Source organism: Singulisphaera sp. GP187, from assembly GCF_900129635.1.
GTDB lineage: Bacteria > Planctomycetota > Planctomycetia > Isosphaerales > Isosphaeraceae > Singulisphaera.
This window is the reverse complement of the sequence record NZ_FSRB01000005.1, coordinates 20,725-34,533: the sequence shown is the minus strand read 5'-3', so window position 1 is coordinate 34,533 and position 13,809 is coordinate 20,725. Positions and strand designations below refer to the sequence as shown.

Genomic DNA, 13,809 nt, shown 5'->3' with positions numbered 1-13,809 from the left:
CCGGTTCGCCGGTCGTATTGGGAGGGAGTCTCCAGAAATTGTTGAATCCGAGTTAAAGCTGTGGTCCCCTGGAATTGTTGAATCCTGTATCATGGAGTTCCGGATCGGAAGTTCCCCGAAGCCCGTTTCGACCGGTCAATGAGGATGGCGTTCATGCCGAGCCACAATCGACGTCAGCACGACCACGATCACGCCTTCGCCGGGCTCAATCCGATGGAGCGGGAAGGGCTGATGGTGGTCGGCCGCCGGAACATGCTCAAGGCAGGTTTGATGGGGATGGCGGGGCTCACGGTGCCCGGTTTGCTCCGCCGCCGTGCCCAGGCTTCGGAGGCGGGTCGGCCGATCGGCGGCCGGAAGAGCGTGATCTTGCTCTGGATGACGGGCGGCCCGAGCCAGCTCGATACCTGGGATCCCAAGCCCGATCGCCCGCTGGAAAACCGAGGCCCGTTCGGGACGATTCCGACCCGGCTGCCCGGGGTCCGGTTCTGCGAGCATCTGCCCAGGCAGGCAGCGATGCTTGATCAATTCACGATCATCCGCTCGGTCGATGCGCGGTTCAGCAACCACGAGCCGAACAAGGTGTTCCAGACGGCCAACCGCGATGCAGAGCCGCGCACCAATCCGGCCGCCGAGATGTATCCGGCCATCGGTTCGATCGTGGCGAAACACCACGGCCCCAACCATCCCGGGATGCCCCCCTACGTCGCGTTCATGAAGTCGCGGTCTCACCTCGCGTTTGCCGGTTATCTCGGCAAGCAGTACGACCCGTTCATCGCCGACAACGCCACGAAGCTGCCGATCTACGACAACGTCGGGGTCGACACGGGCCGGAAGACCGACGCCGGCTTCTTCCAGCTTCCCCGCGGTCTGACCTTCGAACGATTGCAAGATCGTCGTGCTCTGCTCGGAGAGCTCGATCGAATGCGGAGCGAAATCGATCGCTCCGGGTCGATGGAAGGTATGGATAAGTTTGGACAACAGGCCGTGGACCTGCTCCTCGGCCAGCAGGCGCGCGACGCCTTTGACCTGTCGAAGGAACCGGACGCGATCCGTGAACGCTACGGCCCCCACCTCTGGTGCCAGCAAGCGCTCCTGGCCCGGCGGCTCGTCGAGTCGGGGGTCAGCTTCGTGACCCTCGACCTCAGCCATCACACGGCCTCGGGCACCTGGGACAACCACGGCGACAACATTCCGCCTTACGGTGGGATCAGCAAGGGCCTGGGACCGTTGCTCCCGCTCTTCGACCGCCTGATCACCACTCTCGTCGCCGACCTGGGGGAGCGCGGCTTGCTCGACGACGTCCTGGTGATCGCCATGGGCGAGTTCGGCCGCACCCCCATGATGGGGACGCAAGGGAGCACCGACGGCCGGAACCACTGGAACCCAGTCATGTCGATGTCCCTGGCGGGCGGTGGCCTCCGGCATGGGCAAGTCATCGGGTCGAGTGAGATTGACGGCGGCCATATCAAGGATCGGCCGGTCACCCCCGCCGACCTCGCCGCGACGATCTACCAGCACATGGGCGTTCCGCTCGACACCACCTATCTCGATACGGTTGGCCGTCCTCGGTCCATCGTCGAAGACGGCAGTCCGATCCGTGAGCTTTTTTGAGGGGAATCAAGGGACCGGCTTCGACGAATCGTCTGGTGGTGGGGCGTCAGCTTGGTCATTGGGCGCAAGGTCAAGCTGACGGATCACATTCATCGAGATGAATAAATGGAGCGGGTCATCAAGCAGTGGTTCAAAGCCTTGCTTCATGTAGAAGTTTCGGGCCTCATCGTCAATCGCGTGGACGACAACAGAGTGGATCGCAATTTCGCGATCCAAGGAGAGGATTCGGCCGAGAGCTGACACAAGGAGAACGGTTCCCAATCCTTGCCCTTGGACACTTTTGTCGACCGCCAGTCTTCCCAGCAAGGCGGCGGGAATCGGCTGATATCGTGGCAGCTTCTTGGATCGGGTCGTTGGTAAGGTCTCGAAACCGATTTGGAAGCTCGACAGACTGTAGTAGCCGAAAACGCGGCACTCTCCTGGACGCACGGCCACATGGGTCCGAGAAACATCCCGCCGCTCGTTTTGGCCAGCATAGCGCTGAATCCATTCGGACAAGGCCGGCTTTCCGCAGTCGAAATTCGAATGGATATGGTGGTCGGCCAAACGCTCGATGGTCCAATCAGGCACAGGATGTCACCGGGTCGCGGCCTTGAATCGATCGACAGAACGGAGCAACGCCGCATTAGGCTTGGCGTCATCTCGAGCGAGGGCATCAAGGAAGCGATCTCGGTCACGATTGGATAAGGTGACCTGCTGGGCTGCGAGAATCACGTCTCGCGCATGCTTGAGGGTTGCGCCAAGAACAAAAGCGGAAACCGGCACCCCTGAAATTGCGGCGGCCTGTTCAATCTCATCTTTGAGATCGGCCGTGATCCGCAAATCGAGGCGTTCATTTTTCGCTCGGCTGTTGTTGGCTGTGCTCGCCATGAACTCCTCCTCGGAAGAAATACGCGTTCCTACTGGTCCGCTTTATCACTATCGTAATGGATGTACGGTAATTGTCCACACAGAAAGAGAGCGCAGTGCGCACAATCGGCAGTCTGTCGTTGCTAACAGAACATAACCCCCATTATCAGACGTTCCACGCCGGCCCTGCCCGGAACGCACGCACGACTGCCTTGGCCCCGAATCCGGCTGGCGTCGATATCACCGGGGCGTGGACACCGACGTCCGAGCGGCGTAACCTCACTCTGGAGGCGGGCCTCTATCCAGCCCATGAGTCGAGTTCGTACGGCCCCACTGATCGAAGGTTCCATGACCCGCGTCGATAGAATCTGGCTGCTCGCCTGGGCGGCGGCCGCGATTACGATCGCCGGCTACATCGTCGGTTCGATTCTCCTCCACGATCCGCCTCACCTCCTTGCGGATCGGATCTACCTGATGGGCTTGGCGCTGGCGGCGACCTTCCACGGAGCCTTGGGGGCGATGTTCTTCGTCGGCATACCCCTTCGGCTCGCCCAGAACCTCCTCATCAAAGAGCGGCGATTCAGCTATCGCTGGGAGACGGTCGCCTTGATCATTGCTTTTGCATCGCTGTGCTTCGCGACTTACGGCATGATTGTGTATCCGCCAGAAGGATGAGCCGACGTCGGAGGGCCGCCCCTGCCCTGCTCTGACGGTGAGAGATCATCAGCCCATTATCGGACGCAGAAATTCGAGGCCTGTTGTTTACCCCGCGGTAGGTCGTCTCAGGCGTTGCCAGCTCGAACCTCCGGGGGAGTCTCGTGATTTCCGCGGACCCCAGCGGCCACGATGTATCTGCTACAGTCGGAATCCATTCGAAAATGGGCCGGCCCAACGGGTTGAGTCTGTCGTGGGTCGGACGTGGCAACGACGAGAGGAACGCGAGTGATGCTGTTCGGCTTTCTTCGCTCGATCAGACCGATGGAGGTACTCGTCCTGCTTATTACGGCTGTCTTGTTTGTCTGGCCCGCGTGGCGTATTTGCTCCAAGGCCGGGTTCCCCGGGCCGTGGGGTCTGCTGGCCGCCGTCCCTGTGTTTAACCTTAACTTGCTCTTTGGGCTCGCGTTCATCGAGTGGCCCGCGCACCGGCGTGGTAAACGATCAACGGACTCGTAACAGTTCAAATGATAATTCGATCAACCTCGCCAATCGTGATGGCTTCGTTGGTGCGGTCATAAAGCTTGGTGGTGCGGGGTGACTCATGCCCGGCGATCTGCTGGGCCTTTTCCACCGTGCCGCCGTTTTGCAAGAAGACCGTGATTCCCGTGGCCCGGAACGTGTGACAACAGGTCGATGCGGGCAGGCCCGCCGCTTTCACGCGCCGTTTGATCATTTGGAGGACGTCGGTGCGATGCGGCCGGGTGCTGCCGATCGTGCGATGGCGGGTGATCGCGCGAAACAGAGGCGTGTGGGTTTGATCGCCGATCTTGGCGGCGGTCAGATAGGCGTCAAGATATTCTTGGGCCTTGGTGTGAGCGGGCACTTCATGCACTTTGCCCCCCTTCTCGTGGAAGCGGAACCACCAGCGTTTGCCGTTCTGGAAGTAGTCGCCGACGTTCATGCCGACCACGGCTGAGACGCGGGCGAAGCTATAGACCATGACCCCGATCAAGGCGCGGTCGCGAAGACCGGCGATGGAGCGAGTGTCGAAGGAATCCAGCAACTGCCGGGCCTGGTCGGCCTCGAGTACGGACGTCTTTCCGCGCTTCGTGACGTGCTTCGGGCCACGAACCGACGACGCGGGGTTCATCGGGAGGACCTGGCCGACCACCAGCCAATCAAACAGCATCCGGATCGCCGCGAGCCCCTGCTTCTTCGACGGGGCACTGCCGGGATGCTGCTCGATGTAGGCGGCCACGAGCATCGGTTCGACCTCGTGGAGCGCGATCGATCGTGCCTCGCACCAGGCGAAGAAATGACTGACCGCTCGGGCGTACGCCTGCCGTGTATTCGGGTTGCGGATGTTCGCGGTGAAGAATTCGACGAAGCGGCGGGCGGCGGGCTCACCGGCCTGGCGGACGGGAAAGGGAACCATCCCGAGCAAGAGCGCCGAGTGCGATTGACGGTTGACCAAATCCGTGATCGGCTGTTTGCGGGTTGATGCGTCCATACGGTCCATCATAAAGGCCGTTATGCTAGAGCGCAAGGGGGAAACTGGAATTCCACTGCGAGTTGAAATCAGAGGTCGTTGAGATCTTGAGATACGCTGTTTAAAGCGTTAAATTGGCGAGGAACCCGCTTCGGGAATGCCGACGATTGCGCGTGGTCCGGGAGGCTCTCACGCGACAAGTGAGGCGGGTAGGCGGTCGGAACCAGTCCTGAGGAACCCTCTATGCCTGGAACGATAAACGGGATCGGGACGCACTATTACGGCAAGAAGAACCTTCACGTTCGGACGGCCATCTGCGGGGCCTGTCAGCGGCAAGGGAACCTGTCGTCCTATGACACGCGGCTCTGGTTCGTGGTCGTCTTCATCCCGATCATCCCGCTCGGTCGCAAGCGGATTATCGACCAATGTCCGTCTTGTACCCGGCATCGGGTCGCCGATGCGGATGCGTTTGAACAGGCCAAGCAGCTTCAGATTTCCGCCGGCCTCGACCAGTACCGCCGGCAGCCGTCGGCTGACTCCGCGATCGGCCTGCACGCGCAACTGCTGGCGTTTCACGAGATCGATCAGGCGGCCGACTTCCGTCGCACGGCGCTGGAACGGTTCCCCAGGCACGCGGGATTGCGGGTTGGCCTGGCCCACCAACTCGAGGACGCTTCGGAGTATGCCGAGGCGTCCGGGTTATATGAGGCGGCCCTGGGCCTGGAACCCGATCTCCCGGCGGCGCGGACGGGCGTGGCGTTCCGGAAGATGGCCAACGGCGATTTGGATGAGGCTCGGGTCCTCTTGAACTTCGCCGAGGTTCCGGGCGCGGGGGGAGAGCATAACCTCGCTCCGATCGACATCCTCGCCGGACATTATCAGCGTGCGGGCCGACACCGCGAGACGCTCGAGCTGGCCGCGCACCTGCTCCGGGAATTGCCCGAGATCGGCCGCCAGCATGCGTTTCGCGCCTTTGTCGGGCGATCGGAAAAGGCCCTGGGCGTCACCGAATCGATCTTGCCGGAACGGAAGCACTCGGTCCGCGGCTTGTTCCGCGCCGAGGGTTCGGAATACCCCGCGTGGCAACGTTGGGCGATGATCGGCGGACTTGGGTTGGGCCTACTCACCATCGGGCTCGCGGCGAATAATGAGTATATCCGCCGCCATCGCGTGCTCAACGTTGTGAACGCGTGCGGGGTTCCCGTCGAGGTTTCCCTTGACGGTGGTGCCGCCAGAACCCTCTCGAACCGCGGTACGATCCCGATCGCGGAGGGCAAGCACCGCCTGCGGATCACCGGTCCCGTTGATCAGACGGTCGATGTTGATTTGGAAGCGAGTTACTGGGATCGTTGGTTCAAGAAACCGGTCTGGGTGTTGAACCCCGGCGATGAGGCCGTGCTCGATCAGAAGTCGATCTACTACGCCAAAAACCCGCGCCCGAGCACGCACCGCCTGATCGTCGGGGCGCCGTTCACGGCGTTCCCGCATATCGACTATCCGTTCGAGTCACCCCCCGAAAGCATTGAGGGGACAAGCAGGGCTCTGAGGTCGAGAAGACCGTCCTGGAGTGGACCCAGGGGCACGACGCCGAAGCGTTCCTGGAGACTTTGGCCGAGAACCGTGAGTCCGCACAGACCTTTGGCGAACGTCGGCTCCGCCGTGGTTCGATTCAGAATGAACTCCTGAAGTATTATGTGGGGACGGTGAATCCGGCCGACCTGCCTCGCGCCGAGGCGTTCCTGAAGTCGGGTCTCGACCGCCGCCCCGTCTGGGTGCAGTGGCACCGGGCCTACCAGTACTTCGCGGGGCAAGGAAAACATCAAAACGAGCTGATTCCGTACTACGACAGTTTGGTTGCCAAGGAACCGGAATCCAGCGCCTTGATTTATCTTCGGGCACGCATTGAACCGGACCCGGAGCGTCAGGTCGCGCTCCTGCGCCGCGCCAACGAGGCCGACCCCGCGCAGCCCTGGCCTTATTTCGCCCGCGGTCGACATTTGGCCTCGGCGGCCCGCTGGGATGAGAGTCTCATCGCGTTTCAGAAGGCCCGCGAACTTCACATCGATGCCTTCGACATTGATGAGAACATCCACGTCGCTCGGCTGGCCCGGGGAGACGCGAAGACGCTCGTTGAGGAATACAAGGCACGCCTAGCCGCGGTGCCGACCGAGATGAAGACGCTGATTTTTCTGTGCGATGCGCTCGCCGTGTCCGACCAGACCGATCAGATCGAATCGGTTGTGACCGAATGGACGAATCGCGTCGGGATGCAGTACGGTCCCGAGGCAACCGCCACGGCGCGGGCGATCGGTTTCTACAAGAGTGGGAAGGTCGAAGCGTGCGCGCGGGTCTGTTCCGAGACCGGACCGCTAACCGACAGCCCGCTCCGAGCGCAGGCGCTCCTGGCGCTGGGCCAGACCCAGGAGGTTATCGACAACAAGGCATTCGCGAAACTCTGGGTCGAACCCTGGAACGCGGTCGCACTGAGCTTGGCGCTCAGCCTCAACGGCCAGGCCAAGGAGGCGGACGATTGGCGCGAGCGCGCCGCGAGAACGATGGAATCGCAGGGCGTTGAAGACGGCCGGGCGGCGGTCTTGCTTCGCGCGGCCGAGCCGGCGTCGATCGCCGAGATCGAACGCGTGGTCGTCGATGCCGACGAAACGGCCTTGCTCTGTGTCGCGCTCGGCAGGCGATTTCCCGCGAAGCGTGACGAATATCACGCGGCCGCCCGCCGCTACAACATTCAGAGAAAGGCGCCTTACCAGCTCATTCTCCGTGCGACCGATGGTGAGAAGCCATGACCCGGAAGGACTTCGACGACCTGGTGCATCGGGTCGAGGCCCGCTATCAGGGCAGACCCGCGGCTCTGGAGCGGGCGGCCGCCAACTGGGTCAGGCTGGGCCAAGGGGGCGCTGTCGCCTGGGTGGCGCTGGGATTCGCGCTCGGGTTGGCGGCGTTCATCGGCGGCATCGTGCTCCCCCCTGAGTTTGGGGTCTGGCTGCTTGGACTCGGGGTTGCGCTCTTGGTCTACGCGGTCTCTCAGGCTGTGCTGTTCCTGGCGTCGCCCGCGGAGCGGGACGAGGGCCGGGTCCTGGGCGCGGGCGAAATGCCGAAGTTGGTCGCGCTGCTCGATGAATTGAGGAGCGAACTCGCGTGTCAGCCGTTCGGCGAAGTCCGGCTCTCGATGGATTTCAACGCCGGGGTTCACGAACGGCCGAGGCGAAGCCTGCTCGGCCGACCGGGGAGTGTGCTGGATCTCGGCCTTCCCTTGATGATCGCACTCCGCCCGGAGGAATTCCGGGCGGTGTTGGCGCACGAGTTCGCCCATCTCTCGGCGCGGCACGGCCGCGGCGGCCAACGGGTCGGCCGGCTCTACCGGACCTGGGACACCCTCATGGGGAAGCTTCAGAAAGGACCCACCGGCAGTCCCGACCGCGCGGTGCGATGGGCGGTGACACGGTTCGTGGAATGGTACTGGCCGCGTTTCCGCGCCCATACCGTCGTTCTCTCTCGGTTCCAGGAGTTCCAGGCCGACCGAGTCGCCGCCGAGATGGCCGGCGCGGAGACGCTTGCCTCGGCGCTCTGGCGGATCGAGTGCGTGGCGTTCTGGCTCTCGGAGCGGTTCTGGGTCGACCTCCATGGCCAGGCCGCCACGCATCCCGAACCGCCCGAGGACGTCCTGACTCGCTTGGGTGCGGCCCTCGAGGTTCCACCGCCCAACGACCTGGCTGCGCGGTGGACGGAACGTGGCTTGAATCGCTCGACCGGCGTCGACGATACCCATCCCGCGTACAACGATCGCGTGCAAGCGCTGGGCGTCTCACCCCAGGCCGTGCTCTCGGCCGGCTTTCGCCCCTCGGCCGGCCCGACGGCCGCGGAGGAGTATCTGGGCCTCGATCTTCCCTTGATCTCGGGCGAGCTGTCGCGGACCTGGTCCCGATCGCAGTCGGCCCAATGGCGCGAACGCCACCGCCGGGCGCTGGCCGAGGCCCGACGGCGGGAGCGGGAGCCGGGAACCACCGCGGCGGCGGCGGCAGAAGCGCCGGCGCTCGCCGTCGATCTCTCGGCACTCTGGGAATCGGCCCGCGAGGCGGTGGACTTGCTCGGCTTTGACGTGGCCTTGCCGGCCCTGCGCGCGATCCTCGAACACGACCCGCTCCATGCCGGCGCCGCGGTGTACATCGGCCATCACCTTGTGAGTCGTAACGACAGCGAAGGCGAACGCCTGCTCTGGAGCGTGATCGAACGCAGTGAACAAGAATGGATGCATAGCGCCTGTGAATCCCTGCAAAATCTCTATCGCGCCACCGGCCAGGCCGAACGGTTGCGCGACGTCCGCGCGCGGCTCGACCGGTTCGATACCGAGTCCGAACAGGCTAGCCGCGAGCGCGCCACCGTCTCTGTGAGCGACGAATTGCTGGAACACGGCCTGGACGAGGAGCAACTCGCCCCCCTGCTCCGCTCGCTGAATAACGTTCAGCCCGGCTGCGCGGCCGCCTGGCTGGGCCGGAAGCGGCTCCATCACTTCCCACAACGCCCGCTCTTCCTACTCTCCGTCGGAGCCACGTCGAGCCGTTGGGGTTTCGCCAGCTCCGACCGCGACCGTGCCCTGGCCAGGCAACTCATCCCCCAACTCGAGCTTCCGGGGCAGGTCCTGGTGATCACACGGCACGGGATCTATCGTGGACTGGCCGACAAGCTTCAGGCACTCCACGAGTCGCAAATCCACGACGGCACCCGAAAGTAAACCGGTACTGCGTGGCTGCGGCTGCCGTAAACCTAAGCGTCTTACTCAAGTATCAAAGTGTTCACTCTTATCTATGTGTTGGCCTGCGCCGTCGAAAAACAGAGTGACATTGGCGGCCGTCTCGCTACCATGGGGCAATGACGCTCTTTCTCTCACCCCAAGCCAAGGCTCATTCGCGATGAATCGTTGCCGATCCCTACTGTTCGTCCTGACAGCCACGGCGCTCTCGTCGTACGCCACCCGGTCGTTCGCCCACGACGGCCCGGGGGCGCACACCCACCACGAGGCGCCGATGGCCAAGGCCGGCCGCGAGATGGCGGAAGCGGCCAATAACCTTTGGGCCGATCTCACGCCCGAGCAGAAGCTCAAGGCCGGCTTTGAGTTCACCGATCCGCTTCGCTACGACTGGCACTTCATCCCGAGGCCGCGCAAAGGACTGCCAATCAAGGAGATGACGGGCGATCAGCGGGCCTTGGCCTACGGCTTGCTCTCCAGCGGCTTGAGCCAGCGGGGCACGATCAAGGCCGGGACGATCATGAGCCTGGAGCAGATCCTCGCCTCGATCGAAAAAGGCAAAGGGCCGGTTCGCGACCCGGAGCTCTACTTCTTCAACATCTTCGGCAAGCCGGGCTCGACCGATCCCAAGCAGCCTTGGGGATGGCGTGTTGAAGGGCACCACCTGGCACTCAACTTCACGATCGTGGGCGACCAAGGGGTTGTCGGTGGCCCGACCTTCATGGGAACGAACCCCGCCGAGGTCAAAGACGGCCCTCGCAAGGGGCTCCGCGTTCTCGGCGAAGAAGAAGACCTGGGCCGCCAACTCGTGAAATCACTGAACGACGAGCAACGCAAGAAGGGAATCGTCGAGGACGTCGCCCCCAAGGATATCCTCTCGCTCGCCTTGCGCAAGGCCAAGCCGCTCGAACCGGCCGGCATCCTGGTCTCGGAACTCAATTCCGAGCAGAAAGAACTGCTGAACTCGATCGTCGTGCTCTACGCCGAACGGCTCCGCCCCGAGCTGGCCGCAAACGACCTGGGCAAGATCCTCAAGGCGGGCGTTGATAAGATCGGCTTCGCCTGGGCGGGTGGCCTGGAGCTCGGTCAGCCCCACTACTACCGGATCCAAGGGCCGACCTTCCTGATCGAATACGACAACACTCAGAACAACGCCAATCACGTCCACAGCGTCTGGCGCGATTTCGAGAGCGATTTCGGCGACGACCTGCTCAAAAAGCACTACGAGTCAGCGTCGGCCGACCACGGTCACACGAAGTAATCGATCAAGATGCGTCGATTTGTCGACAACAATCGGGGATCGAGAGTTAAGCATTGCGGTTTAACTCTCGATCCCTGCTCGCTGCGCCGCCACATAGTAGGTGCGAAACGCGAGGAGAACAAGGCTGATCCCAGTCTCCTGGTCTATTGCGACGCTCGTCCCCATGCGCCCCGTCCTCCTTGCTTGACCTCCCGATCGGAGAGAAGCGATGAAGGGTTTTGTTGCCCCGCTACGCGGAAAGAGTTGGGCATCCTGGAGCCGAGACTCTGGTATCCCACATCGCTGATCTCCGCCCCGGGCCTTCCGATGCGTTCGAGGTGACAACGTCCCTGCTTCCGACGATCCCAGGGCCGTCCAATCGTGAGGTCCAACCGCTAATTCACGACGTGGGGGTCGAAGAATGCATCTCTATACGATCGAAGATTATGTCCACAGGACGCTCTGAGGCCACGTGCCGTCGCGGTGCAACGCCACACCGAGGGTGCGACGCGATCACTTGATTCGCACCTTCACCTCTATGAGGGTATCGAGGGGCTCACTGCCCGCAATTCGAACGGGAACATGCTGTAGAACGACTCGACTCCAATGGGGAAGTCGATCCCACGCGAGACGATCACAAAAAGGACGCTCATATGCCGAAATCGATTCGCATCACACGGACCGGCGGTCCCGATGTCATGCGCTGGGAGGATGTTGAGGTCGGCGCGCCGGGAGAGGGCCAGGCCCGCATCCGCCACACCGCCGTCGGCGTCAACTTACTCGACACGTACCACCGGTCCGGCCTGTACCCGCTGCCCCTGCCGACGGTGCTTGGGAGTGAGGCCGCCGGAATCGTTGAGGCCGTCGGCCCCGGCGTCACGGTCGTCAAGCTCGGCGATCGTGTGGCCTACGGAGGCGGCCCCCCCGGTTCCTACGCGGAGCGCCGACTGATCCCGGCCCAGATTCTGGTGCCGATTCCGGAAGAGGTCTCGGATGAGACTGCGGCGGCTGTGATGCTCAAGGGCATGACTTCGCAGTACCTGATCCGCCGGACCTACCCGGTCAAGGCGGGCGAGACGGTCCTGTTCCATGCGGCCGCCGGAGGAGTCGGACTGATCGCCTGCCAGTGGCTCAAGGCGCTCGGCGCGACGGTCATTGGTACGGTGGGGTCGGACGCGAAGGCGGAAATCGCCAAGGCCCATGGCTGCGACCACGTGATCGTCTCGACCCGGGAGGACCTCGCCAAGCGGGTGCGCGAGATCACCGGCGGAGCGGGCGTTCCGGTGGTCTACGACTCGGTCGGAAAAGACACGTTCTTGGCCTCGATCGACTGTCTGAAGCCGCGCGGACTTATGGTGAGCTTCGGCAACGCCTCCGGGAAGGTGCCTCCATTCGACATCGGGATCCTTGCCCAGAAGGGCTCGCTCTACTTGACGCGGCCGACCCTGGCGACTTACACGGCCAGTCGTGCGGATCTGGAGGCGACAGCCAAGGATGTCTTCGGGGTGATCCGCGAGGGGAAGGTGAAGGTCGAGATCCGCCACACCTACCCACTCGCTGAGGCCGCACAGGCACATCGCGATCTTGAAGGCCGCAAGACGGTGGGCTCGATTGTGATGGAGCCCTGATTGGCAGCAGCTCGGAGCGGTCCGGCGCGGTGGGAGATCGACCAGTACCTCACGGGCTGTGCTTACCGGCCAACTCCGCTTCGTAATCGAGTCGAGAGGCGCTCATGAAATAATATCCGTGACGACTTTTCCGTAAACATCGGTAAGCCTGAAATTACGACCCCCGTAATTAAATGTCAGTTGTTTGTGATCGAGACCGAGCAGGTGCAAAATCGTCGCGTGCCAATCGTGGACGTGCACTGGATTGACCACAGCCTCATAGCCGTATTCGTCGGTCTCACCGTAGGCCAGGCCGCCTTTGACGCCGCCGCCGGCCATCCAGAGGGTGTACCCTTTGTTGTTGTGGTCGCGGCCGAAGGTGCTCTGGCCGTAGGGGGTACGCCCGAACTCACCGGCCCAGATTACGAGGGTTTCTTCCAACAATCCGCGTTGTTTGAGGTCGGTCAGGAGGGCGGCGATCGGTTGGTCGGTGGCGGCCGCACTTTTCGGAAGCGCGTCTTGGATCAGGAAATGGTGGTCCCAGGCAACCGGGGCCGTGATCTCGACGAAGCGGACGCCGGCTTCGGAGAGGCGACGGGCCATGATACACTGCCGCGCGAATCGATCGGTGGGCAGGCCGGAGCCCACGCCGTAGAGCGTGCGGATCGACTCGGGCTCGGATCGCATGTCGAGTAATTCGGGGACTTCGTCCTGCATCCGGAAGGCGAGCTCGAAGGATTCGATCGCGCCCTCGATCTCCGGGTGATACGCATCGCGCTGGAGTTTACTCTGATTGAGATTGCGGATCAGGTCGATCTGTGCACGCTGCAAGTCGCGTGGGATGTTGTTGTTGGCGATGTTCTTCATCGGTGGCCCTGGCTCTTCGTCCTTGCCGAAGAGCGCGGCGTAGAACCCGGGGATCTGGTTCCCACCCATCCTGGTTCCCTGGCAGGTCGCGGGCAGAAAGGCGCTGCCGTAGTTTCGTACGCCTCCGTTGTCCGTCGGCGGATTCAACGTGACGAAGCCAGGCAGGTTGGCATTCTCGCTGCCCAGGCCGTACAGCGACCAAGCCCCGACCGAAGGACGCACGAACTGGAAACTGCCGGTGTGCATTTGCGTGAACGCTTGTGAATGATTCGGCAGGTCGGTGTGCATGCTGTTGATCAGGCAGAGGTCGTCGGCCTGCTTCGCCAACTGAGGGAAGACCTCCGAGATCCAGAGCCCCGACTCGCCATGCTGGGCGAACTTGAACGGGGAGCCGAGGAGCTTGGCTTTGCCCCGGTCGCGCCCGAGGCTCGTGGTTTCGCCCGACTGCTTATTCAGCTTTGGCTTGTAGTCAAAGGTATCAACATGCGACGGCCCACCGTTCATGCACAAGAAGATGACGCGTTTCGCCCGGGGGGGAAAGTGGGGTGCCTTGAAGCTCGGAGTCGCTCCACGCGATCGCCGGGCGGCGTCCTGGGCCGCTGCATCGTGAGCCAGACCGGCGAACGCCAGGTAGCCGAACCCGGATGCGGAGGCCTGGAGCATCTGCCGTCGCGAGACGCACGACGCCGGTCGATCGCCAGGTGGATTGGTAGCCATGTGCGATGAA

At 62.9% G+C, this 13,809-nt stretch carries 11 protein-coding genes; 7 read left to right on the top strand and 4 right to left on the bottom strand.

Annotated elements, in window-relative coordinates; genetic code table 11:
* Nucleotides 1-153 precede the first annotated feature (153 nt).
* Nucleotides 154-1,611, top strand: coding sequence for a DUF1501 domain-containing protein (locus BUS42_RS41525; protein ID WP_074317990.1), 1,458 nt, complete (start codon nucleotides 154-156; stop codon nucleotides 1,609-1,611).
* 6 nt (nucleotides 1,612-1,617) lie between these two features.
* Here the strand turns inward: BUS42_RS41525 and BUS42_RS41520 are convergent, their stop codons facing one another.
* Nucleotides 1,618-2,040, bottom strand: a complete 423-nt coding sequence (locus tag BUS42_RS41520) for a GNAT family N-acetyltransferase (protein WP_254054152.1) — start codon at nucleotides 2,038-2,040, stop codon at nucleotides 1,618-1,620.
* Nucleotides 2,041-2,187: 147 nt separating this feature from the next.
* A complete protein-coding gene (locus tag BUS42_RS41515) occupies nucleotides 2,188-2,481 on the bottom strand; it encodes a type II toxin-antitoxin system TacA family antitoxin (protein ID WP_074317986.1) in 294 nt (97 codons plus the stop codon).
* Nucleotides 2,482-2,808: 327 nt separating this feature from the next.
* Between BUS42_RS41515 and BUS42_RS41510 the strand changes: the two genes are divergently transcribed.
* On the top strand, nucleotides 2,809-3,135 hold the full coding sequence (locus tag BUS42_RS41510) for a hypothetical protein (RefSeq protein WP_074317984.1): 327 nt from the start codon (nucleotides 2,809-2,811) through the stop codon (nucleotides 3,133-3,135).
* A gap of 502 nt (nucleotides 3,136-3,637) precedes the next feature.
* Here BUS42_RS41510 and BUS42_RS41500 read toward each other — a convergent pair.
* The gene (locus tag BUS42_RS41500; protein ID WP_074317982.1) at nucleotides 3,638-4,627 is read right to left on the bottom strand and encodes a tyrosine-type recombinase/integrase; all 990 of its coding nucleotides are present in this window, start codon (nucleotides 4,625-4,627) and stop codon (nucleotides 3,638-3,640) included.
* A 222-nt stretch (nucleotides 4,628-4,849) separates the two neighbouring features.
* Here BUS42_RS41500 and BUS42_RS41495 point away from each other — a divergent pair, with 222 nt between their 5' ends.
* From BUS42_RS41495 to BUS42_RS41475, 5 genes are all read left to right on the top strand, one after another.
* Nucleotides 4,850-6,292 (top strand): tetratricopeptide repeat protein, encoded by a 1,443-nt coding sequence (locus BUS42_RS41495; RefSeq protein WP_074317980.1) that lies wholly within the window; start codon nucleotides 4,850-4,852, stop codon nucleotides 6,290-6,292.
* The gene (locus tag BUS42_RS41490) at nucleotides 6,214-7,407 is read left to right on the top strand and encodes a tetratricopeptide repeat protein (protein WP_074317978.1); all 1,194 of its coding nucleotides are present in this window, start codon (nucleotides 6,214-6,216) and stop codon (nucleotides 7,405-7,407) included. Before BUS42_RS41495 ends, BUS42_RS41490 begins: the two co-directional genes overlap by 79 nt.
* Nucleotides 7,404-9,353 carry a M48 family metallopeptidase gene (locus tag BUS42_RS41485; RefSeq protein ID WP_074317975.1) on the top strand — a complete coding sequence of 650 codons (1,950 nt, stop codon included), beginning with the start codon at nucleotides 7,404-7,406 and terminating at the stop codon, nucleotides 9,351-9,353. Before BUS42_RS41490 ends, BUS42_RS41485 begins: the two co-directional genes overlap by 4 nt.
* Before the next feature lie 178 nt (nucleotides 9,354-9,531).
* Nucleotides 9,532-10,629: a DUF3500 domain-containing protein gene (locus tag BUS42_RS41480; RefSeq protein WP_074317973.1), complete on the top strand. Its 1,098-nt coding sequence runs from the start codon at nucleotides 9,532-9,534 to the stop codon at nucleotides 10,627-10,629.
* 632 nt (nucleotides 10,630-11,261) lie between these two features.
* Nucleotides 11,262-12,236, top strand: a complete 975-nt coding sequence (locus tag BUS42_RS41475; RefSeq protein ID WP_074317971.1) for a quinone oxidoreductase family protein — start codon at nucleotides 11,262-11,264, stop codon at nucleotides 12,234-12,236.
* Nucleotides 12,237-12,338: 102 nt separating this feature from the next.
* On the opposite strand, the gene BUS42_RS41470 is transcribed toward BUS42_RS41475, so the two are convergent.
* The gene (locus tag BUS42_RS41470; RefSeq protein ID WP_074317968.1) at nucleotides 12,339-13,799 is read right to left on the bottom strand and encodes a DUF1501 domain-containing protein; all 1,461 of its coding nucleotides are present in this window, start codon (nucleotides 13,797-13,799) and stop codon (nucleotides 12,339-12,341) included.
* Between the last annotated feature and the right edge of the window lie 10 nt (nucleotides 13,800-13,809).

What these genes read in the sequence shown, in the direction of transcription:
- BUS42_RS41525 (WP_074317990.1), top strand. Translation starts at nt 154, where the DNA reads ATGCCGAGCCACAATCGACGTCAGCACGACCACGATCACGCCTTCGCC.
- BUS42_RS41515 (WP_074317986.1), bottom strand. Translation starts at nt 2,481, where the DNA reads ATGGCGAGCACAGCCAACAACAGCCGAGCGAAAAATGAACGCCTCGAT.
- BUS42_RS41510 (WP_074317984.1), top strand. Translation starts at nt 2,809, where the DNA reads ATGACCCGCGTCGATAGAATCTGGCTGCTCGCCTGGGCGGCGGCCGCG.
- BUS42_RS41500 (WP_074317982.1), bottom strand. Translation starts at nt 4,627, where the DNA reads ATGGACGCATCAACCCGCAAACAGCCGATCACGGATTTGGTCAACCGT.
- BUS42_RS41495 (WP_074317980.1), top strand. Translation starts at nt 4,850, where the DNA reads ATGCCTGGAACGATAAACGGGATCGGGACGCACTATTACGGCAAGAAG.
- BUS42_RS41485 (WP_074317975.1), top strand. Translation starts at nt 7,404, where the DNA reads ATGACCCGGAAGGACTTCGACGACCTGGTGCATCGGGTCGAGGCCCGC.
- BUS42_RS41480 (WP_074317973.1), top strand. Translation starts at nt 9,532, where the DNA reads ATGAATCGTTGCCGATCCCTACTGTTCGTCCTGACAGCCACGGCGCTC.
- BUS42_RS41475 (WP_074317971.1), top strand. Translation starts at nt 11,262, where the DNA reads ATGCCGAAATCGATTCGCATCACACGGACCGGCGGTCCCGATGTCATG.
- BUS42_RS41470 (WP_074317968.1), bottom strand. Translation starts at nt 13,799, where the DNA reads ATGGCTACCAATCCACCTGGCGATCGACCGGCGTCGTGCGTCTCGCGA.